17 protein-coding genes and 3 tRNA genes are annotated in these 21,935 nt (G+C 65.1%); 8 read left to right on the top strand and 12 right to left on the bottom strand.

Going from position 1 to position 21,935, the window contains the following annotated elements; all coding sequences use genetic code 11:
- The first annotated feature begins 2 nt into the window (after positions 1–2).
- Positions 3–1,499 (top strand): NAD(P)H-hydrate dehydratase, encoded by a 1,497-nt coding sequence (locus tag MasN3_RS12865; RefSeq protein WP_281907549.1) that lies wholly within the window; start codon positions 3–5, stop codon positions 1,497–1,499.
- Positions 1,500–1,621: 122 nt separating this feature from the next.
- Here the strand turns inward: MasN3_RS12865 and MasN3_RS12860 are convergent, their stop codons facing one another.
- Positions 1,622–2,347, bottom strand: coding sequence for an ABC transporter ATP-binding protein (locus MasN3_RS12860; protein ID WP_281907547.1), 726 nt, complete (start codon positions 2,345–2,347; stop codon positions 1,622–1,624).
- Here MasN3_RS12860 and MasN3_RS12855 point away from each other — a divergent pair.
- Positions 2,346–2,975, top strand: coding sequence for an arylesterase (locus tag MasN3_RS12855; RefSeq protein ID WP_281907545.1), 630 nt, complete (start codon positions 2,346–2,348; stop codon positions 2,973–2,975). The genes MasN3_RS12860 and MasN3_RS12855 overlap by 2 nt on opposite strands.
- On the top strand, positions 2,972–4,027 hold the full coding sequence (mnmH, locus tag MasN3_RS12850; RefSeq protein WP_281907543.1) for a tRNA 2-selenouridine(34) synthase MnmH: 1,056 nt from the start codon (positions 2,972–2,974) through the stop codon (positions 4,025–4,027). Before MasN3_RS12855 ends, mnmH begins: the two co-directional genes overlap by 4 nt.
- A gap of 75 nt (positions 4,028–4,102) precedes the next feature.
- Here the strand turns inward: mnmH and MasN3_RS12845 are convergent, their stop codons facing one another.
- The 11 genes from MasN3_RS12845 to MasN3_RS12795 form a co-directional block, all read right to left on the bottom strand.
- Positions 4,103–6,025 (bottom strand): SurA N-terminal domain-containing protein, encoded by a 1,923-nt coding sequence (locus MasN3_RS12845; RefSeq protein ID WP_281907541.1) that lies wholly within the window; start codon positions 6,023–6,025, stop codon positions 4,103–4,105.
- Positions 6,026–6,144: 119 nt separating this feature from the next.
- Positions 6,145–6,221: transfer RNA gene (locus MasN3_RS12840), tRNA-Asp, on the bottom strand.
- 19 nt (positions 6,222–6,240) lie between these two features.
- A tRNA-Asp gene (locus MasN3_RS12835) sits at positions 6,241–6,317 on the bottom strand.
- 66 nt (positions 6,318–6,383) lie between these two features.
- Positions 6,384–6,701 carry an HU family DNA-binding protein gene (locus MasN3_RS12830; protein WP_161783926.1) on the bottom strand — a complete coding sequence of 106 codons (318 nt, stop codon included), beginning with the start codon at positions 6,699–6,701 and terminating at the stop codon, positions 6,384–6,386.
- Between the two features lie 144 nt (positions 6,702–6,845).
- The gene (lon, locus tag MasN3_RS12825) at positions 6,846–9,257 is read right to left on the bottom strand and encodes an endopeptidase La (RefSeq protein ID WP_281907538.1); all 2,412 of its coding nucleotides are present in this window, start codon (positions 9,255–9,257) and stop codon (positions 6,846–6,848) included.
- Positions 9,258–9,526: 269 nt separating this feature from the next.
- A complete protein-coding gene (gene clpX, locus MasN3_RS12820) occupies positions 9,527–10,795 on the bottom strand; it encodes an ATP-dependent Clp protease ATP-binding subunit ClpX (protein ID WP_027864171.1) in 1,269 nt (422 codons plus the stop codon).
- A 160-nt stretch (positions 10,796–10,955) separates the two neighbouring features.
- Positions 10,956–11,573 (bottom strand): ATP-dependent Clp endopeptidase proteolytic subunit ClpP, encoded by a 618-nt coding sequence (gene clpP, locus MasN3_RS12815; RefSeq protein ID WP_027864172.1) that lies wholly within the window; start codon positions 11,571–11,573, stop codon positions 10,956–10,958.
- 220 nt (positions 11,574–11,793) lie between these two features.
- Positions 11,794–13,134: a trigger factor gene (gene tig, locus MasN3_RS12810; RefSeq protein WP_281907534.1), complete on the bottom strand. Its 1,341-nt coding sequence runs from the start codon at positions 13,132–13,134 to the stop codon at positions 11,794–11,796.
- 31 nt (positions 13,135–13,165) lie between these two features.
- Positions 13,166–13,252 (bottom strand) — tRNA-Leu (locus MasN3_RS12805).
- A gap of 190 nt (positions 13,253–13,442) precedes the next feature.
- On the bottom strand, positions 13,443–16,541 hold the full coding sequence (locus tag MasN3_RS12800; RefSeq protein ID WP_281907532.1) for an efflux RND transporter permease subunit: 3,099 nt from the start codon (positions 16,539–16,541) through the stop codon (positions 13,443–13,445).
- Complete coding sequence (locus tag MasN3_RS12795) at positions 16,538–17,674, bottom strand: efflux RND transporter periplasmic adaptor subunit (protein WP_370662362.1); 1,137 nt, start codon at positions 17,672–17,674, stop codon at positions 16,538–16,540. Before MasN3_RS12795 ends, MasN3_RS12800 begins: the two co-directional genes overlap by 4 nt.
- 142 nt (positions 17,675–17,816) lie before the next feature.
- Here MasN3_RS12795 and hpnC point away from each other — a divergent pair, with 142 nt between their 5' ends.
- The 5 genes from hpnC (at position 17,817) to MasN3_RS12770 (ending at position 21,934) form a co-directional block, all read left to right on the top strand.
- Complete coding sequence (hpnC, locus tag MasN3_RS12790) at positions 17,817–18,626, top strand: squalene synthase HpnC (RefSeq protein WP_281907530.1); 810 nt, start codon at positions 17,817–17,819, stop codon at positions 18,624–18,626.
- 76 nt (positions 18,627–18,702) lie between these two features.
- Positions 18,703–19,536 (top strand): presqualene diphosphate synthase HpnD, encoded by an 834-nt coding sequence (hpnD, locus tag MasN3_RS12785; RefSeq protein WP_281907528.1) that lies wholly within the window; start codon positions 18,703–18,705, stop codon positions 19,534–19,536.
- Complete coding sequence (gene hpnE / locus MasN3_RS12780; RefSeq protein WP_281907527.1) at positions 19,523–20,926, top strand: hydroxysqualene dehydroxylase HpnE; 1,404 nt, start codon at positions 19,523–19,525, stop codon at positions 20,924–20,926. The genes hpnD and hpnE overlap by 14 nt, the downstream gene beginning before the upstream one ends.
- Before the next feature lie 36 nt (positions 20,927–20,962).
- Positions 20,963–21,124 (top strand): hypothetical protein, encoded by a 162-nt coding sequence (locus MasN3_RS12775; RefSeq protein ID WP_281907526.1) that lies wholly within the window; start codon positions 20,963–20,965, stop codon positions 21,122–21,124.
- Between the two features lie 15 nt (positions 21,125–21,139).
- Positions 21,140–21,934, top strand: a complete 795-nt coding sequence (locus MasN3_RS12770) for a DUF1700 domain-containing protein (protein ID WP_281907525.1) — start codon at positions 21,140–21,142, stop codon at positions 21,932–21,934.
- Position 21,935 lies beyond the last annotated feature (1 nt).

The following is a 21,935-nucleotide window of genomic DNA, read 5'->3' as shown; positions in this document are numbered from 1 at the left end:
TCATGGACAATCACCTGTACACCGTCGCGCAACTGCGCGCGATCGAACGGGCCGCCTATGCGCAGCTCGAACCCGGCGCACTGATGCGCCGCGCCGGCGAAGCGGCGGCGAAGTTTGCGCTCGAACTGCTGGGCGCCAAGCGCGACTTGCCCGTGTTGCTGCTGGCCGGCCCGGGCAACAACGGCGGCGATGCGCTGGAAATGGCAGCGGTGCTCGCCGGCGCCGGCGTCGATGCGACCGTCCTGCACCTGCCCGGCCAGCGCGAAAGCACGGAGGAAGCCGCGAGCGCGCACGAACGCGCACGGGGCGGCACGGTCGGCTTCATCGACATGCTGCCCCCTGAGGCGCAATGGGGCCTGGTGGTGGACGGCCTGTTCGGCATCGGCCTGACGCGCCCGATCGAGGGCGAATACCGCGAACTGGTGGCCGCGCTCGACGCGCTGCGCTGCCCGATCCTGGCGCTGGACGTGCCGAGCGGACTGGACGCCGACACCGGCGCCGTGATCGGCCCCGACGGCATCGCGGTGCGCGCCACCCACACCATCACCTTCCTGGGCGACAAGCCGGGCCTGCACACGGCGGATGGACGCGACCATGCCGGGCAGGTGCGGGTGGAGGCGCTTGGCGTCGCCCCGGAACTGTTCCCGGCTCCCGCCGCCCGCCTCGGGTCGGCCGACAGCTTTGCCCATCGCCTGGAGCCGCGCCGGCAAAACACCCACAAGGGCAGCTTCGGCGACGTGGCCATCGTCGGCGGCGCCCACGGCATGGCCGGCGCGCCGGTGCTGGCCGCGCGCGGCGCCCTGTTTGCCGGCGCCGGCCGGACCTTCGTCGCGATGATCGATCCCGGCCCGGCCTACGACAGCGTGCAGCCGGAGATCATGTTCCGGCTGGCCGAGGAATTCGACTTCGACGGGCGCACGCTGGCGATCGGCCCCGGCATGGGAGGCTCGGCAACGGCCATGCGGCTGCTGGCCAAGGCGCTGGACGGCGACAGCCCCCTGGTGATCGACGCCGATGCGCTCACCCTGATCGGCGCCAGCCCCGACCTCTTGGCACGCCTGGCGCAGCGCGCCGGCCCTGCCGTGCTCACCCCGCATCCGCTGGAAGCCGCGCGCCTGCTCGGCACCACCGCGCCACTGGTCCAGGCGGACCGCCTGGCGGCCGCGCGCGAGCTGGCGGCGCGCGCCAAGGCGACGGTGATCCTGAAGGGGTCGGGTTCGGTGATCGCGCACCCGGACGGGGCGCTCCTGATCAACCCCACCGGCAACGCGGGCCTGGCGACCGCCGGCAGCGGCGATGTGCTGGCGGGGATCTGCGCCGCGCTGCTGGCGCAGGGCTGGCCCGCATGGGAAGCGGCGGCAGGCAGTTGCTGGATCCACGGCACCGCGGCGGACCTCCTGGTGGCGCACGGCGTCGGCCCGATCGGCATGACGGCCAGCGAACTGCCGGCGGCTGCCCGGGCGGTGCTGAACCTGCTGGTGGCCGAGAAAGCGGCCTGAGGATCAGGCCTTAAGAGCGTCTAACAAAGCCTTCAGGGCAAGGCGTACCGTCGAAGACAGTACGCCAGTACGGCAAGACGGTACAACGCAGCCATGGAGGTTTTGTTAGACGCTCCTGAAAGTCAGGCGAGGCGGCCGGCGGCGATGGTGAGGGTACGGCCGCAGCGCGCCGCCATGGCGGGGTCGTGCGTGACCAGCACGAGGGTCGAGCCGCGCTCGCGGTTCAGTTCGAACATCAGCGCGATGATGGCTTCGCCGGTGGCCGCATCCAGGCTGCCGGTCGGCTCGTCGGCGAACAACAGCGGCGGCTCGGTGACAAAAGCACGCGCCAGGGCCACCCGTTGCTGTTCGCCGCCCGACAGGTACTTGGGATAATGGCGCAGGCGGCTGGACAGGCCCACGCGTCCCAGCATGGCCTCGGCCTTGGCACGCGCATCATCGTCGCCGCGCAGTTCCAGGGGCAACATCACGTTTTCCACGGCGTTCAGGTGGGCCAGCAACTGGAAAGACTGGAACACGAAGCCCAGCTTGGCCTTGCGAAAGGCGGCGCGCCCATCTTCGTCGAGTGCGAAGATGTCGGTGCCGTCGAGCACGACCTTGCCGCTCGATGGCGTATCCAGGCCCGCAAGCAGTCCCAGCAAGGTTGACTTGCCCGAACCGGAGGCGCCGACGAGCGCGAGCGTCTCGGCCGGTTGCACGGTAAAATCGATGTTTTGCAGGATGGTGAGTTCGCCGCTGGCGTCCGCCACCCGTTTGGACAGGCCGCTGACCGCGATTGCCGCCGGCCGGCCTGGCGCTGCAGCGTCGGCCGTCACACCATTCTTGAACACCTCGGGGTTATCACGCATGCTAGCCATTCTTAAAAAGTTGTCTCTCGTCTTCATCCTGACGCTGGCCGCGTCCGGGAGCGCCTATTCTGCACCAAAAACCATCCTCGTGTTGGGCGACAGCCTCTCGGCCGAATACGGGATTGCGCGCGGCGCCGGCTGGGTGGCCCTGCTCGAACGGAAGCTCAAGGCCGAGAACATCCCCGCCAGGGTCGTCAACGCCAGCATCAGCGGCGAGACGACCATCGGCGGACGCACCCGCCTGCCGGCCCTGCTCGACCAGCATCGCCCCGACATCGTGGTGCTCGAACTGGGCGCCAACGACGGCCTGCGCGGCCTGCCGGTGGCCTCGGCCGAAGGCAACCTGCGCGCCATGATCGACATGGCGCACAAGAAGAAGGCGAAAGTCCTGCTGGTGGGGATGCGCATGCCGCCGAACTACGGACGCGCCTATACGGAAAACTTCTTCAACATGTTCAAGAAGATCTCGCTTGAAACCAAGTCGCCGCTGGTCCCCTTCATGCTCGAAGGCGTGGCCGACAAGCCAGCCCTGTTCCAGCAGGACCGCATGCACCCGCTCGCCGCCGCCCACCCGATCATCCTGAACACCATCTGGCCGCAATTCGCGCCACTCGTGAAAAAACAATGAAATACCCAGCCGTCCTGAGCTTTGCCGAGATCCTTCCCGAACTCGATTCCTTCGACACCATCATCGACGCGCGCAGCGAATCGGAATATGCGCTCGACCGCATTCCCGGCGCGATCAACGCGCCGGTGCTCGACGACGCCCAGCGCGTGCGCGTGGGCACGCTGTACAAGCAGGTCGGCTCCTTCGAGGCCAAGCGGGTCGGCGCGCCGCTGGTGGCCGCCAACATTGCGCGCCATATCGAGACCCTGTGGCATGACAAGCCGCGCGACTGGAAGCCGCTGGTGTACTGCTGGCGCGGCGGCAACCGCAGCGGCTCGATGGCGCATATCCTGGCCAAGGTCGGCTGGCCGGTGGTGCAACTGGATGGCGGCTACAAGGCCTACCGCGCGCACGTGGCCAGCGCGCTGGAAAACCCGCCGCAACTGGATTTCCGCGTGGTGTGCGGCACCACGGGCAGCGGCAAGAGCCGCCTGCTGGAGACGCTCGATCGCATCGGCGCGCAGGTGCTCGACCTGGAGAAGCTGGCCGCGCACCGCGGCTCGGTGCTGGGCCACCTGCCGGACGAAGCGCAGCCGACCCAAAAAATGTTCGAGAGCCAGGTCTGGGACAAGCTGCGCCACTTCGACCCTTCGCGCCCGGTGTTCGTGGAGTCCGAAAGCAAGAAGGTCGGCAACCTGCGGGTGCCGGAGGCGGTCATGGCAAGCATGCGCGCCTCGCCCTGCATCGCGCTGTCGCTGTCGCGCGAGAACCGGGTGCGGCTCTTGATGGAAGACTACGAGCACTTCTGCAAGAACCCCGACGCGCTCACCGGCCAGCTGGCCCACCTGGTGCAGCTGCACGGGAACGAGAAGATCAAGGCCTGGCGCGACATGGCCAACAGCGGCGCGATGGCGGAGCTGGTCGACCAACTGCTGCTGGAGCATTACGATCCGGCCTACCTGCGTTCGATCGACCGCAATTTCGTGCATTTCCCGAAGGCGCAGGTGGTCGAGCTGGGGGATATCGGCGAGGAGGATTTCGCCGCGCTGGCCCGCCGTCTGCACGCCGCCTGAAGCGCGGCGCATCAAGCAAAAAGCCCGGCTGCTCACACAGCCGGGCTTTTTCTTAGCCTGTTACTTCGCGCGCGATCACTCGCCTTCCGGCTTGGCGCCGAGCTGGGTCGCCTTCACATTGACCTTGGCCTTGGCCTTGGTCTTGAGCGCCTCGACGTAGTTGAACAGCTCCGCCTGGCCCACCAGGCCTGAAATCTGCTGCGCTTCCTGCTTGCGGCGGTTCACGTCCGGATTGGCCGGCTGCGACACCTTGTTGATGCGGTAGACGCCGTAGCCCTGGCCCGGGATCTCCACGCCCACGTAGGCCGGCAGTTTGGTGGCATCGGCCTTCAGCACCGCGATCGCCGCCGTGGTGTTGATGCCTGGTTCCTTGGTGCGGGTCACAGCCTGCGGTGCGCCGAAGCCGGTGCTGTCGCCGGATGCCTTGGCGGCGGCCAGCTTCTGCTCGCCGGCGGCTTTCGCCAGGCGCGCCGCTTCTTCGAGCGTGACGCGCTGGCGGATCTGGGCCTCGACCTCGGCCAGCGGGCGCTTTGTGGCCGGCTTGAACTCGACCACGCGGCCCGAGATCAAGACGCCCGGTGCCACTTCCACGGCTTCGGTGTTGCGCTTGTTCTTGACGGCGTCCGTGCCGAACAGCGCGGCCAGGAACTTCTCGTTGTTGAACGGCGCCTCGCCCAGCTGTGGATTCGGCTTGCGGGTCAGGCTGTCGACGCTCTGGATCTTCAGGCCCAGCTTGTCGGCCACCGGCTTCAGGCTCTCCGACTGTTCGTAGACCATGTTGGTGAAGGTCTCGGCCATTTCCGAATAACGCTTCGACATCTTCTGCTTCTTCAGGTCGGCGGCGATCTCATCCTTCGCGGCCGCCAGCGGCTTTTGCTCCGCCGGCTTGAGCGAGGTGAGCTTGATGATGTGGTAGCCGAACTCGGACTGCACCACGCCGCTCACTTCGCCTTCCTTGAGCGCATAGATCGCATCTTCCACAGGCTTCACGAAGGTGCCCTTCTCGACCACGCCGAGGTCGCCGCCGGCCTGGGCAGAGCCCTGGTCCTGCGACTGCGCCTTGGCGATCTCGGCGAAGTTCGCCGGGTTCTTGCGCACCTCTGCCAGCACGCTTTCCGCCTTGGCCTTGGCGGCGGCCTGGTCGGCCGGCTTGGCGTCGCGCGGCGCATTGATCAGGATGTGGCTGGCGGTACGCTGCTCCGGCGTGGTGTAGCTCTTGAGGTTCTTGTTGTAGTACTCGGTGACTTCGGCGTCGGTGACCTGCACCTGGCTCTCGACCGCGGCGGCGTCGAACACGACGTACTCGGCCTTCACCTGTTCGGGGATGGTGAACAGCTGGGCGTTCTTGTCGTAGTAGGCCTTGACCATCTCGTCGGTGACCTTCACCTGCGGGAGGAACTGCGCCATCGGGAACAGGATTTCCTGGACTTCGCGTTCCTGGTCGCTGATGTTCGACAGGCGCTCGCTCACCGAGCGCGGGGCGAACGCGGTCGCCTGGATCGAGCCGGTCAGCTGCTCCAGGGTCAGGTCGCGGCGGAGGCGCTGGTCGAACATCCCCGGGGTCATGCCCTGCGCGGCCAGTGCACCCTTGTAGGCCTCCATGTCGAAGCTGCCGTCCGGCTTGCGGAACTGCTGGTATTCGCCGATCTTCCTGGCGAGGGCGGCGTCGCCCACGGTCATGTGGGTGCGCGCGAGCTCGGCGTTGATGGCGCGTTCGGCCACCAGGTTGTTCAGGATCGCCTGCTTGGCTTCCGGCGTCTCGAACATCTTCTGGTCGAACTGCGGACCCATCATCTGGCGCGCCTGGTCGATCTGGCGGCGCTGCGCTTCTTCCCATTCCTGCTGGGTAACCTTCTGGCCGGCCACGGTCGCCACGCCTGACGCGGCGTCGCCACGGTCCTGGTAGCTCTCGACACCGACTAACACGAACGAAGGCACGATCAGGACCAGCAGCAGGCCCTGCATCACGCGCTTGTTGTTACGGACAAAATCAAACATGGTCAGCCATTCAAGGTTGATAATGCTTTAACAGCACAAGTTAAAAAAAAAGGCGAACTCGCGTTCGCCCCTTCTTGTCTCCCTCGGCATCGTCGGACACCTCGGGCAATACTGAATTCTGGCGGAGCGGACGGGGCTCGAACCCGCGACCCCCGGCGTGACAGGCCGGTATTCTAACCAACTGAACTACCGCTCCAGACTAATGTGGTGGATGTTGGCGGAGCGGACGGGGCTCGAACCCGCGACCCCCGGCGTGACAGGCCGGTATTCTAACCAACTGAACTACCGCTCCAACAAACTACACGACATCGCATTACCCTTGCAGGTAGTGCCCCTGCATGTCACTGCAGAGAAGGCATTAGTTTACAGCATCTTTCAGAGCTTTACCAGCCTTAAATTTCGGAACCTTGGCAGCTGCAATCTTGATCGGTTCCTTGGTGCGCGGATCGCGGCCGGTGCGGGCAGCGCGCTCGCCCACGGTGAAGGTGCCGAAGCCGACCAGCGTGACGCTGTCGTTCTTCTTCAGCGACTCGGTCACGGCTCCAATCATGGCGTCGAGAGCACGCGTCGCCGAGGCCTTGGTAATGTCCGCGGACTTCGCGATTTCTTCGATCAGTTCTGTCTTGTTCACTCTAACCCTCGTGTATACGTTGGACGCCGGGGCGCCTTCCTGCAAAAGTGCAAGCCGGTATTAAACAAGGGCAACATTGGTCTGTCAAGCAACATCCGTGGTGGATGGCGTCGGTTAGTCGCATTTCGCACTGCGCGTCCAAAAAAAACAGGCGCCCGCAGGCGCCTGTCTCATCGCTCATTGACCCGATCAGTGCTTGACCACGTCGGTCGACGCTTCCGCTGCCGGGGCTGGCGTGACGGCCACCGGCGCCGCCGCCACCTCGGCGAGCGCTTCCGGCTGGCGCTCGAGCGCGACCTCGAGCACCTTCTCGATCCAGCGCACCGGCACGATCTCGAGCTTGTTCTTGACGTTGTCCGGAATCTCGGCCAGGTCCTTCACGTTCTGCTCTGGGATCAGGACCGTCTTGATGCCGCCGCGATGCGCCGCCAGCAGCTTTTCCTTCAGGCCGCCGATCGGCAGGACTTCGCCGCGCAGCGTGATCTCGCCGGTCATCGCCACGTCGGCGCGCACCGGGATGCCGGTGAAGGCCGAGACCAGCGCCGTCGTCATGCCGATACCGGCCGACGGACCATCCTTCGGCGTCGCGCCTTCCGGCACGTGGATGTGGATGTCGGTCTTCTCGAACGCTTCGGCCTTGATGCCGAAGCGCTGGGCGCGCGAACGCACCACGGTGCGCGCCGCTTCGATCGATTCCTTCATCACGTCGCCCAGGGTGCCGGTGCGGATGATGGCGCCCTTGCCCGGCACGTTCACGGCTTCGATGGTGAGCAGGTCGCCGCCTACCTCGGTCCAGGCCAGGCCGACCACCTGGCCGATCTGGTTTTCCTTCTCGGCCATGCCGAAGTCGTAGCGGCGCACGCCCAGGAACTTGTCCAGGTTCTTGGCGTTCACCAGGATCTTCTTCTCGGCCTTGGTCAACAGCAGCATCTTGACGACCTTGCGGCAGATCTTCGAGATTTCGCGCTCGAGCGAACGCACGCCCGCTTCACGGGTGTAGTAGCGGATGATGTCGCGGATCGCCGATTCCTCGACCTTGATCTCGCCTTCCTTCAGGCCGTTGTTCTTGATCTGCTTCGGCAGCAGGTAGCGCTGCGCGATGCTGGTCTTCTCGTCCTCGGTGTAGCCCGACAGGCGGATCACTTCCATCCGGTCCAGCAGCGCCGGCGGGATGTTGAAGGAGTTCGAGGTGGCCACGAACATCACGTCCGACAGGTCGAAGTCGACTTCCACATAGTGGTCGCTGAAGGTGTGGTTCTGCGCCGGGTCCAGCACCTCGAGCAGGGCCGAGGACGGATCGCCGCGGAAGTCCGCGCCCATCTTGTCGATCTCGTCGAGCAGGAACAAGGGGTTCCTCACGCCGACCTTGGACAGCGACTGCAGCACCTTGCCCGGCATCGAGCCGATGTAGGTACGGCGATGGCCGCGGATCTCGGCCTCGTCGCGCACGCCGCCCAGTGCCATGCGCACGTACTTGCGGTTGGTGGCGCGGGCGATCGATTCGCCCAGCGAGGTCTTGCCCACGCCCGGAGGACCGACGAAGCACAGGATCGGGGCCTTGAGCTTGTCGACGCGCTGCTGCACCGCGAGGTACTCGAGGATGCGTTCCTTGATCTTGTCGAGGCCGTAGTGGTCGGCTTCCAGCACCTGCTGGGCCTTTTCCAGGTCGATGGTGACCTTCGACTTCTTCTTCCACGGCAGCGACACCAGCGTGTCGATGTAATTGCGCACGACGGTGGCTTCGGCCGACATCGGCGACATCAGCTTGAGCTTCTTGATCTCGGCCTGCGCCTTTTCCATTGCCTCTTTCGGCATCTTGGCGGCGATGACCTTCTTCTCCAGCTCTTCGATGTCGGCGCCCTCTTCGCCTTCACCCAGTTCCTTCTGGATGGCCTTGACCTGTTCGTTCAGGTAGTACTCGCGCTGCGACTTTTCCATCTGGCGCTTGACGCGGCCGCGGATGCGCTTTTCGACCTGCAGGATGTCGAGTTCGCCTTCCAGCTGGCCGAGCAGGTGCTCGAGGCGCTTGGCGACGTTGAAGATCTCGAGGATGACCTGCTTCTGCTCGAGCTTGAGCGGCAGGTGGGCGGCGACGGTGTCGGCGAGGCGGCCGGCGTCGTCGATGCCCGCAAGCGATGCCAGAATCTCGGGCGGAATCTTCTTGTTGAGTTTGACGTACTGGTCGAACTGCTGGACGATGGCGCGGCGCATGGCCTCGACTTCGGAGTCGTCGCCGATTTCCGAGGCGACCGGAGTCAGCTCGGCGGTAAAGTGGGTGGCGCCGTCATGGATGTGATCGATGCGTGCGCGCTGGGCGCCCTCGACCAGGACCTTCACGGTGCCGTCGGGGAGCTTGAGCATTTGCAGAATGTTGGCCACGCAGCCGATCTCGTAGATGTCTGCGGCGGAAGGTTCGTCCTTGGCGGCCGCTTTCTGGGCAGCCAGCATGATGCTCTTGCCCTGCTCCATCGCGGCTTCCAGGGCCTTGATCGATTTCGGACGGCCGACGAACAGAGGTATCACCATATGCGGGAACACGACCACGTCGCGCAGCGGCAGAAGAGGCAGCGTCGTTTGTTCGGTTAATTTCGAAGTTGTCATGGCATACCTTATAGAAACGTGTTGCTGAACTTGGGCGCTCGCAGCGCAAATCTCAAGACCACTGCGAATATATTTTCTACCGGTAAAAACAAACCACACAGTAGCAATATAGCCGTTCCAATAAAAACCCTGCTTTCAAATGAAAAAGCCACTGCGCAGGAGGTGACCCGCGAGTGGCTTTTCGGTTGAAGCCCGGTTTCTTATTATGGTCTAGTGTACCTTCAAGAATCCGTACGGCAAGACTTTTGTGACAAAAGTGTGGCGCTTTTTTAGTTCTCGCCAGACGCTTTTGGCGTTTCGCTATAAATCAACAAAGGTTTCGCAGCGTTCGTGATCGTATTTTCATCGATCACCACTTTCACCACATTCTGCTGGCTCGGCAGTTCGTACATCACGTCCAGCAGGGCGTGCTCGAGGATCGACCGCAGGCCACGGGCGCCGGTCTTGCGCGCCAGCGCCTTGCGCGCGATCGCGTGCAGTGCCGCAGGACGTATTTCGAGTTCGGCGCCTTCCATTTCAAGCAGCTTCGAGTACTGTTTGATCAGGGCGTTCTTCGGCTCGATCAGGATCTGGATCAGCGCCTCCTCGGTCAGCTCGCTCAAGGTGGCGACGACCGGCAGACGGCCGACCAGCTCCGGAATCAGGCCGAACTTGATCAGGTCTTCCGGCTCGGCTTCCATCAGGATTTCGCTGTTGGCGCGCTCGGTCTGGCTCTTGACCGTGGCCGCGAAGCCGATGCCGCTCTTTTCCGAACGGTTCTGGATGATCTTGGCCAGGCCGTCGAAGGCGCCGCCGCAGATGAACATGATGTTGGTCGTGTCGATCTGGACGAAGTCCTGGTTCGGATGCTTGCGGCCACCCTGCGGAGGCACCGAGGCCATGGTGCCCTCGATCAGCTTGAGCAGGGCCTGCTGCACACCCTCGCCCGAGACGTCGCGGGTGATCGACGGATTGTCGGACTTGCGCGAAATCTTGTCGATCTCGTCGATGTAGACGATGCCGCGCTGGGCCTTCTCGACTTCGTAGTTGCAGCTCTGCAGCAGCTTCTGGATGATGTTCTCGACGTCCTCGCCGACATAGCCGGCTTCGGTCAGCGTGGTCGCGTCGGCGATCACGAAAGGAACGTTGAGCATGCGCGCCAGGGTCTGGGCCAGCAGGGTCTTGCCGGAACCGGTCGGGCCGACGAGCAGGATATTGCTCTTGGCCAGTTCGATGTCGTCCTTCTTGCCCAGGTGCTTGAGGCGCTTGTAGTGGTTGTACACCGCCACCGACAGGATGCGCTTGGCCGTCTGCTGGCCGATCACGTACTGGTCGAGCAGTTCGGTGATTTCATGAGGCGTCGGCAGATCGGACTTGGCGCCCGCCACCGATTCGACATTGGAAGTCTCGTCGCGGATGATGTCGTTGCACAGGTCGATGCATTCATCGCAGATGAACACCGACGGTCCCGCGATCAGCTTCTTGACTTCGTGCTGGCTCTTTCCGCAGAACGAGCAGTACAGAAGTTTTTCGCCGCTGGAGGATTTTTTGTCAGACATGGGGCAGGTTATCTAATAAGTTGCTTGAATATAACGCTAATACAAGTACGCAACAAGTGCGCACACGAACATGCTACCCGAAATAAAAACGAAACGCCCGAACACGTTTTGCGCCCGGGCGTTTTTTGGCAACACCTTGGCGGCGTCGCAACGCGCTTGCTTACGCGCGGTTGGTGAGCACGCGGTCGATCATGCCGTACTCAACAGCCTCTTCCGCCGACATGAAGCGGTCGCGGTCGGTGTCGCGATGGATCTGCTCGATGCTCTGGCCGGTGTTCTCGGACATGATGCGTGCCAGGCGCTCGCGCAGGTACAGGATTTCCTTGGCCTGGATCTCGATGTCCGAGGCCATGCCCTGCGAACCGCCGGACGGCTGGTGGATCATGACGCGCGAGTTCGGCAGCGAGAAACGCTTGCCCTTGGCGCCGGCGGCCAGCAGGAAAGCGCCCATCGAGGCGGCCAGGCCGGTGCACAGCGTGGAGACGTCCGGCTTGATGAAATTCATCGTGTCGAAGATCGCCAGGCCCGCCGAGACCGAACCGCCCGGCGAGTTGATGTACAGCGAGATGTCCTTGTCCGGATTCTCGCTCTCCAGGAACAGCAGTTGGGCCACGATCAGGTTGGCCATCTGGTCGTTGACAGGGCCGACCAGGAAGATCACGCGCTCCTTCAGGAGGCGCGAGTAGATGTCATAGGCGCGCTCGCCGCGGCCGCTTTGTTCGACCACCATCGGCACGAGGCCGAGTGCTTGGGTATCCAATGCCGGATTACGAATCATACCTGTCTCGTTCCTTGTAATGAGGGGTTTCAGAAGTCCAATCTTAGCAGGTGCGCGTGGTTTTCACAGACACGTAGGGTGGGCGGCTTCGCCGCCCACGCGGTGATCCTTATCGGCTCCGTCATCGCACACGATGATCTGGCTGCCAACTATCACCGCGTGGGCAGGAAACCTGCCCACCCTACGATTAAACCACAACAGCCTTGCTGGCTGGCATTCATTAACCCTGGACGTTGCCGCCCATCAGTTCATCAAAAGCGATGGTCTTGCTGCTGACCTTTGCCTTGCCGAGGACGTAGTTAACGACGTTTTCTTCCAAAACAAGGGCTTCGACTTCGGCCAGACGGCGACGATCGCTGTAGTAGTACTTCAGGACTTCCTTCGGATCTTCGTAGCTCTGCGAGAAGTCTTCGATCTGGGCCTTGACCTGCTCCTGGGTTGCTTGCAGGTTGTTCTCTTGCACCAGCTGCGACAGGATCAGGCCCAGGCGCACGCGGCGCTCGGCCTTGTCGGCGAACATTTCTGGCGGGAACGGCATTGCTTTGACGTCCATGCCGCGCTGCGCCATGTCCTGGCGGGTCATCTCGGCCAGGCGCTCCGAATCCTGCTGGATCATGGCCTTCGGCACGTCCAGTTCGGTCGACTTGACCAGGGCGTCCATCACGGCTTCCTTGTTGCGGGCCTTGATGCGGGCGTTGACTTCACGCTCCAGGTTGGTCTTGATGTCTTCGCGCATCTTCTCGATCGAGCCGTCTTCGATGCCCAGCGACTTGGCGAATTCCGCGTCGACTTCCGGCATGTGGGCCCATTCGAGCTTGTTCAGGGTGATGGTGAACTCGGCGGTTTTGCCGGCCACGTCCTTGCCGTGGTAATCCTCGGGGAAAGGCAGCGGGAAGGTCTTGCTCTCGCCGACCTTCAGACCCACGGTAGCGGCTTCGAATTCCGGCAGCATGCGGCCTTCGCCCAGCACGAATGCGTAGTTCTCGGCCTTGCCGCCGGCGAACTCTTCGCCGTCGATCTTGCCGACGAAGTCGACGGTGACGCGGTCGCCGTTGGCAGCCACGGCTTCGCCGCCGGTGCCGTGCTCGCCCTCTTCACCCTTGGTGTGGTAGTGCACGCGCTGCTTGCGCAGGATGTCGATGGTCTTGTCGATCTCGGCATCGCTCACTTCGGCGGCGACGGTTTCGATCTCGGTGGTGGCCAGGTCGCCCAGCACGACTTCCGGGTAGACTTCGAAAGTCGCGTCGAAGGCCAGCATGCCTTCCGGTGCGTCCTCTTTCGGTTCGATTTTCGGGAAACCGGCAACGCGCAGCTGGTTCTCGTTGGCGGCTTCGTTGAACGCGCGGCCGACTTTGTCGTTCAGCACGTCCGATTCGATCTGGTAACCGTATTGCGCAGCGACCATCTTGAGCGGCACCTTGCCTGGGCGGAAGCCCGGGGCCTTTGCCGTCTTGGCCTGCTTCTTGAGGCGCTTTTCGACCTCCGTACGGACGTCAGCTACCGGAAAAGTGATCGTCAAGCGACGCTCGAGTTTACCCAGGGTTTCGACTGCAGTTGCCATTGTAAAAATCGTCCAAAAAAATAATTATTCGTGGTGCGAGGAGGGGGACTCGAACCCCCACACCATTGCTGGCGTCAGGACCTAAACCTGGTGCGTCTACCAATTTCGCCATCCTCGCGGAAGGATTGCATTTTTGCCACAAAAACAAAGGGCGCCCGACAGTGAAACCGGCCGCCCTGCACTCCTCTGTTTAGGGGCTACAACTTCAATCAATTATTTTACTGGATTTTCTGACACTACTGGGGCGTTTTTTGCAGCCCGTGCGGGGACGGGAGCTCATCTATATAGAGAGAGGAGCCCCCGCCAGCCTAGCCGATGTCCGGTCGGGTCGGCTTCTTTACCCGGAACCACGCCGCATACAGCGCCGGCAGGAACAGCAGGGTGAGCGCGGTCGCCACCAGCAGGCCGCCCATGATCGCCACCGCCATCGGCCCCCAGAACACCGAGCGCGACAGCGGAATCATCGCCAGCGCGGCCGCGGCAGCCGTCAACAGGATCGGCCGGCAGCGCCGCACCGCCGCCTCGACGATCGCGTCCCAGGCTTCGGCCCCGCCGGCGATGTCCTGCTCGATCTGGTCCACCAGGATTACTGAATTGCGGATGATCATGCCGAACAGTGCGATCACGCCCAGGTTGGCGACGAAACCGAAGGGCCGGTCGAAGACCAGCAAGGCCATCGCCGCGCCGGCGATGCCCAGCGGCCCCGTGAGGAAGACCAGCAGCGAGCGCGAGAAGCTGTGCAGCTGCAGCATCAGGAGTGTGAACACGATGAACAGCACCAGCGGCACGTTGGCCATGATCGAGGCTTCCGCATCCGCGCTGTCGGCGGCCGCGCCTTCCACCTTGAGGCGGTAGCCGGCCGGCAGCCTGGCGCGGATCGCCGCCAGTTTCTCGTCCACCTGGGCGGTGACGGTCGGCCCCTGGATGCCCTCGACCACGTCCGACTGCACCATGATGGCCCACTCGCGCCCCTCGCGCCAGACCACGCCCGGCTCCCACACGAAGGCGACCCGCGCCAGTTGCCCGATCGGCACGGCGCCGCCGCCAGGTGTCGGCACCAGGGCTTCCGACAGGCGCGTGATGGTCGAACGTTCTTCCAGCGGCTGGCGCACCACGATGTCGATCAGGCGGTTGGTCTCGCGGAACTGGCCCACCGGGGTGCCGGTGAGCGTGGTATTAATGACGCGCCGCACCGCCTGCGAGGTGACGCCGAGGGCGCGCAGCTTGTCCTGGTCGAGGTCGAGACGCAGCACCTTGACCGCCTCGTTCCAGTTGTCGTTGACACCCACCGTGTTCGGGTTGGCGCGCATCACGTCCTTGACCTCGTCGGCGAGCGTGCGCACGATGCCGATGTCGGGCCCCAGCACCTGGAACTGCACCGGATAGGCCACCGGCGGTCCGTTCGGCAGCAGCTTCACGCGTCCGCGCACCTCGGGGAAATCGTTGCGGAAGGCCGCTTCGATTCTCAAGCGCAGCGCGTCGCGCGCCGCGCTGTCCACGGGCAGCACCACCAGCTGGGACACGTTCGACTGCGGGAAGATCTGGTCCAGCGGGAGGTAGAAGCGCGGGCTGCCGGTGCCGACATAGCTGGTCACGCTGTGCACGCCCTGCTGCTGCTTGAGGAATGCCTCGAAACGCTTCACAACCGCTTCGTTGGCCGCGAAGCTGGTGCCCTCGGGCGACCACATCTCGACCATCAGTTCAGGACGGCTGGAATCCGGGAAGAACTGCTTCTCGATGAACTTGAAGCCGAATACGCCCAGCGCGAACACGCCCAGGCTCAGCGCGATCGTGGTCTTGCGCCACTCGACGCAGCGGTTCACGAGGCGGCGGAAACGCTCGTAGGCCGGACTGTCGAACACGTCGTGCGAGGATTCGCCCTGGCCGTGCGGCTTGACCTTCAGGAGGACGTAGCCGATGTAAGGGGTAAACACCACCGCCGCCACCCAGGAGATCAGGAGCGCCAGCGCGTTCACCGAGAACATGGTGAAGGTGTATTCGCCGGCCGCTGACTTGGCCAGGCCGATCGGCAGGAAGCCCGCCGCCGTGATCAGGGTCCCGGTCAGCATCGGCATCGCGGTGGAGGTGTAGGCGAAGGTGGCGGCCTCGAAGCGCGACAGGCCCTCTTCCATTTTACGCACCATCATCTCGACCGCGATGATGGCGTCGTCCACCAGCAGGCCGAGCGCGATGATCAGGGCGCCCAGCGAGATCTTGTGCAGCGAGATGTCGAGCACCCGCATGAAGAGAAAGGTAATCGCCAGCACCAGCGGAATCGTCAGCGCCACCACCAGGCCCGGACGCACGTCGATGCGCAGCCGGGGCTTGGTGTGCAGGCCGAGCGCGATGAAGGACACGGCCAGCACGATGATCACCGCTTCGACCAGCACCTTGATGAATTCGTTGACCGAGGCGGTGACGGCCTGCGGCTGGTTCGACACGCGCTCCAGTTCGATCCCGACCGGGAGCTGGGCGCGAATGCGCGCCACGGTCTGGTCCAGACCCTCGCCCAGGCGGATGATGTTGCCGCCCTTTTCCATCGACACGCCCAGTCCGATCACTTCCTTGCCATTGAAGCGCATCTTGTCGCGCGGCGGGTCCTGGTAGCCGCGCTTGACCGTCGCAAAGTCGCCCAGGCGGAAGGTGGTGCTGGCGGCGCGCAGCTGCAGGTTTTCCAGCAGCTCGAGCTTGTTCAGCGCGCCCGTGACGCGCACCTGCAGGTTGTCGGTGGGCGTGACCAGCACGCCGCTGGCCTCGACCCCGTTCTGGGTGGCGATCTGGCTGACGATCTGCTCGAAAGGCAGGCCCAGCTGGGCGAATTTCTTGCTGGAGAATTCGATGTAGATCTTCTCGGCCTGCACGCCGAACTGCTCGACTTTCGCAACCAGCGGCACCTTGAGCAGCTGCTGGCGCACGAAGTCGGCGTAGTCGCGCATTTCGGCCGGCGTGAAACCGTCGCCAGAGAGCGCGAAGATCGAACCGTAGGTGTCGCCGAATTCGTCGTTGAAGAAGGGACCGACCACGCCCTGCGGCAGGGTGGCCCGCATCTCCGAGACTTTTTTCCGCACCTGGTACCAGGTAGGCGCAGTTTCGTCGGGCGGCGTGGACTCGCGCAGATAGACCACAATGGTGGTCTCGCCCGGCTTGGAGAAGCTGCGTATACGGTCGATGTAGAGCGTTTCCTGCAGCTTCCGCTCGAGCGGATCGGTCACCTGCTCGGCCATCTGCACCGCGGTCGCCCCCGGCCACACGGCGCTCACCACCATCGCGCGGAAGGTGAAGGGCGGGTCCTCGTCCTGGCCCAGCTGCTGGTAGCTGAGGATGCCGCCGATCAGGAGCGCGGCGATCAGGTAGCGCGTCAGCGGAATATGTTCCAGCGCCCAGCGCGACAGGTTGAAACCCCTCATTTGCCGGCTCCGCCCTTGGCCGCCTCATTGCCGCCGACCGCGGCGGCCTCGGTATCGCCGCGGCGCGCCACGTCGGCCGTCAGGATGCGCACCTTCTGGCCCGGCTTGAGCAGGTGCACGCCGGCCGTCACCACGGTCTGGCCGGGCTGCACTCCGCCGGAGAGCAGAATGTCGTTGCCCGACTGCCCCGCCACCTCGACCTTGCGCAGCTGCACCGCGCCCTGCTCGACCACCCAGACGCTGGTCACGCCCTTGTCCTGCACCAGGGCGCTGAGCGGCACCCGCAGGGCCGAGGCATTGGCGGTGCCGGCGGTAGTCATCTCCACGGTCGCCGTCATGCCGAGGCGGACGTCGGCGCGCGCCGGGATCGCCACCTTGACGGTATACGTGCGGGTGGCCGGATCGGCCACCGGCGAGACTTCGCGAATCGTGCCGGGAATGGCTTCGTCGCGCCTGGCCCACAGGCGCACATTGACCTTGCTGGCCTGGCGCAGCGCCTCGACCCGGTCCTCGGGAATGCCGATCACGACTTCCTTCTCGTCGGTGCGGGCCACCCGCACCACCGGCGCGCCGGCCGCCACCACCTGGCCGACTTCGGCGTCGACCGCCGTCACCACGCCATCGGTGTCCGATTCCAGGTTGGCGTAGCCTGCCTGGTTCGACTGGCCGCGAAAGCCCGCGCGCGCCGCATCGACGTTGGCCTGGGCCGCGCGCAGGGCGGCCTGCTTGGCGTCCAGCACGGCCTGGCTGACGAAATTCTGGGCGCGCAGGTTCTGGTGGCGCTTGTAGTCGGCCTGGGCCAGGTCGCGCTCGGTTTCCGCGGCGCGCAGGGTGGCGCGGGCCTGGGCCTCGGCCAGGCGCAGGTCCTGCGGGTCGAGGCGCATCAGGACCTGGCCATCCTTGACAATCGCGCCGACATCGACCCGGCGCTCGACGATCTTGCCGCCCACCCGGAAGCCCAGGCGCGACTCGTAGCGGGCCCGGACGTCGCCCGAGAACTCGACCTGCTCGCCGCCACTGCTGGCCACCAGCTCGATGGCGCGCACCGGGCGCACGTCCTCGGTCTTCGCTGCCTCCTTGCCGCAGCCGGCCAGCAGGACCAGCAGCAGGGGCGCGGCACAGGCGGCGCGCATGATGGAGAACGTCGGGCGAAATGTCGGAAATGCAGGCACGGTGGATCCTCTGTTGATCAATTGCCAAGTTAGGGCATTTGTAATCGAGCAATTATAATCAGTGAAACAGCCAGAAACCCGACATTAGAGTCAACAGTCCAATATGCCAGTCGAGCATTACGAGAACTTCCCGGTCGCCTCCTTCCTGCTGCCGCGCCGCCTGGCGCCGGCGGTCGAGGCCATCTACGCGTTTGCCCGCAGCGCCGACGACATCGCCGACGAGGGCGACGCCGCGGCGCCCGAGCGCCTGGCCGAACTGGAGCGCTATGGACGCGAGCTCGCGGCCATCGAGCGCGGCCTCACCCCGGCCGACCCGCTGTTCGGCCGCCTGGCCACCGTGGTGCGCGAGTTCCGGCTGCCGGTCGCGCCCATGCACGACCTGCTGTCGGCCTTTCGCCAAGACGTCACCACCACCCGCTACGCCGACTACACCCTGCTGCTCGATTACTGCCGGCGCTCGGCCAACCCGGTCGGCCGCCTGATGCTGGAACTCTACGATGCCGTGGACGAGCGCAACCTGCGCGATTCCGACGCGATCTGCACCGCGCTTCAGCTCATCAACTTCTGGCAGGACGTCGCCATTGACCTGCCCAAGGGCCGCATCTACCTGCCGCTCGAAGACCTGGAGCGGCACGGCGTGTCGGAAGCGGAGCTGGCCTCCGGGCCGGCCACGCCGGCCTGGCGCGCCCTGATGCGCTTCGAGGTGGACCGCGCCCGCGCCCTGATGCTCAGCGGCACGCCGCTGGTGCACCGCCTGCCGGGACGCATCGGCTGGGAACTGCGCCTCATCGTGCAGGGCGGCCTGCGCATCCTGGAAGCGATCGAAAAGGCCGAGTACGACGTGTTCCGGCGCCGGCCGGCGCTGGCGGCCGCCGACTGGATCGTGGTGGCCTGGCGCGCCTGCAAGATGTGATCGATGTTCGCAGCGCCACCCGTATCGGCTAAGATAGCGGATTCGCCTCAGCAATCAGCAATAAAACAAACAATACATGTCCCCCGACGAATACTGCCAGCAAAAGACGGTCCAAAGCGGCTCCAGCTTCTACTACAGCTTCCTGTTCCTGCCGCCGGAGCGCCGCCGCGCGATCACCGCGCTGTACGCCTTCTGCCGCGAAGTCGACGACACCGTCGACGAGACTTCCGACGCCTCGGTGGCGCGCATCAAGCTGGCCTGGTGGCGCACCGAGGTCTCGACCATGTACAAGGGCAGCCCCACCCACCCGGTGACCCAGGCGCTGCAGCCGCACGTCGCCACCTACCAACTGGAAGAGCAGCACCTGCAGGCCATCATCGACGGCATGGAGATGGACCTCGACCAGAGCCGCTACCTCGACTTCGCCGGCCTGCAGAAGTACTGCTGGCGGGTGGCCGGCGTGGTCGGCATCCTGTCGGCCAGCATCTTCGGCTACACCCGTCCGGAAACCCTGCTGTATGCGGAGAAGCTTGGCCTCGCCTTCCAGCTGACCAACATCATCCGCGACGTCGGCGACGATGCGCGCAAGGGCCGCATCTACATCCCGGTGAACGAACTGCAGCAGTTCAACGTGACGGCCGCCGACATCCTCAACTTCCGCCACAGCGAGAAGTTCGAAGCCCTGATGCGCTTCCAGAATGAACGCGCCCAGCGCACCTACGACGAGGCCCTGGCCCTGCTGCCGAAACAAGACCGGCGCGCCCAGCGTCCCGGCCTGATGATGGCCGCCATCTACCGCACCCTGCTCGACGAGATCGCGCGCGACGATTTCCAGGTGCTGAACCAGCGCATCTCGCTCACGCCGCTGCGCAAGCTGTGGCTGGCGTGGAAGACCTATGTCCGCACCTAGCGGCGGCCTGCGGGTCGCCGTGGCCGGCGGCGGCTGGGCCGGCTGCGCCGCCGCCGTCGAACTGGCGGCCGGCGGCGCCCGGGTCACCCTGCTGGAGAGCGCGCGCAGCCTGGGCGGCCGGGCGCGCGGCGTCGAGGTGCACGGAAAAATGCTCGACAACGGCCAGCACATCCTGCTGGGCGCCTACGCCGCAAGCCTGCGCCTGCTACGCCAGGTCGGTATCGATCCCGAACAGGCCCTGCTGCGCCTGCCCGTGCAGATGCGCTATCCCGAAGGCAGCGGCGGCATGGACTTCGTCGCCCCGCGCTGGCCGGCGCCGCTGCACCTGGTCGCCGCCCTGGTGCGCGCCAAAGGACTGGCGCGCGCCGACAAGCTGGCCCTGGCCCGCTTCACCACCGCGGCGCGCACCATGGGCTGGGTGCTGTATCACGACTGCACGGTCGAGGAACTGCTGGCGCGCTTCGACCAGACCCCGCGCCTGAACCGCCTGCTGTGGCATCCACTGTGCATCGCCGCGCTGAACACGCCGCCGGAACGGGCCTCGGCCCGGGTTTTCCTGGCCGTGCTGCGCGACAGCCTGGGCGCCAAGCGGCGCGCGGCTTCGGACATGCTGCTGCCGCGCATCGACATGGGCGCCCTGTTCCCGCAGGCGGCGGCGCGCTTCGTCGAGCAGCATGGCGGCGAAGTACTGCTAGGCAACAAACTCACGGCCGTCGCGCCCGCCGGCAGCGGCTGGCGCCTTACCCTGTCCGGCGGCGAGCTTGCATTCGACGCCCTGGTGCTGGCCACCCCCGCCACGCAGTCCGCCGCCATCCTCGCGCCGCACGCCCCCGACCTGGCCGGGCAGCTCGCGGACCTGGCCTACGAGCCGATCGCGACCTGCTACCTGCAGTACGACCCGGCGCTGCGCCTCGACCTGCCTTTCTACGCCCTGCTCGACGATCCGGCCCACGAGCGCTGGGGCCAGTTCGCCTTCGACCGCGGCCAGCTCGATGCCACCCAGCCGGGTTTGCTGGCGGTGGTGGTCAGCGTCGCCGGCGCGGCGGCAGCGCTTGAGCAGGATGCGCTCGGCAAGATGATCGCGGCCCAGCTGGCCCACGACCTGCGCCGCCCGGACTTGGGCGCGCCGCAGTGGACGCGGGTGATCACCGAGAAACGCGCGACCTTTTCCTGCACCCCGGGACTGGTTCGGCCCGGCAATGAAACGCCCCTGCCCGGCCTGGTGCTGGCGGGCGACTACACGGCCGGCGACTACCCGGCGACGCTCGAGACCGCCGTGCAGAGCGGCATCGCGGCCGCCGCGCTTATCCGTGCCTACGGCAAGCTGCCCCCGGAAAAGCGCAGACTGTCGCACGGCGATGGCGGCCAGGAGCCGACTTCCGTAAAGTAGCAGCATCGAAACAGGCCTTACGGATTGAACAAGATCATGAACAAGATGAGCAACTTTGAAGTGGGCCTACGCGCCCTGGCCCTGGTGGTCTTCGTTGCCTTCAGCACCGCCGTGCTGGTCGAGCCCGAACTCATCGGCGGCACCAAGCTGGACACCGCGCTGGCGATCGGCTCGATCCCGGCGCTCACCCACCACTGACCGGAACCGCCGCACATGGGCAAACTGGACTATCTCGACGCCCTCAAGCGGGCCCTGGGCGGCCTGCCGCCGGAGATCCAGGCCAAGACCCTGGCCTGGTACGAGCAGCGTTTCGTGGACGGCATGGCCGCCGGCCGCAGCGAAGCGAGCATCGCCGAGGAACTGGACGACCCGCGCAAAATCGCGGTGACGCTGCGCGCCAACGCCCATCTGGACGCGTTCAAGGAAAAGAAGTCCCCTGCCAACGCCGTGCGCATGCTGGTCGCCGGCGTTGGCTTGCTGGTGTTTAACCTGTTCATGGCGATCCCCGCGGCCGTGGTCGCCTCGCTGCTGGTCGCGGCCTACGGCACCGCGCTCGGTTTCTACGTGTCGGGCATCGCGATCACTGCCAGCGGCCTGGCCGGCGCCAACGAGCTGGTGCTGAACAATCCGCTGCACCGGATCGAAGTCATGGCCGACGGCGCGCGCCGCGAGACGGTCGAGAACAGCCGCACCCGGGTCTCGATCGGCAAGCAGGGCATCCACGTCTACGAGGAAGAACCGGACGCAGACGGCGGCGTCGCCGACGACCCGGCCGAGGTGGCGAAGTCCTCGATCGTCATCCGCCGCGCCGAGAAGGTCGCCGATGCCGGCATCCAGATCAGCACCGACATGGACGGCGAGTCGCGCACCACCCAGACCCTGGTCGGGTTCGCCATGGTGCTCGGCGGGATCCTGCTGTTCCTGCTGTCGCTGGTGATCACCAAGTACACCTTCATCGGCCTGAAGCGCTATGTCAGGATGAATCTGTCGCTGTTGAGGGGGGCTTGAG

Source organism: Massilia varians, from assembly GCF_027923905.1.
In the GTDB taxonomy this organism is placed as follows: Bacteria; Pseudomonadota; Gammaproteobacteria; order Burkholderiales; family Burkholderiaceae_D; genus Telluria; species Telluria varians_B.
The sequence above is the reverse complement of the archived record's forward strand: the minus strand, read 5'-3'. Positions and strand labels throughout refer to the sequence as shown.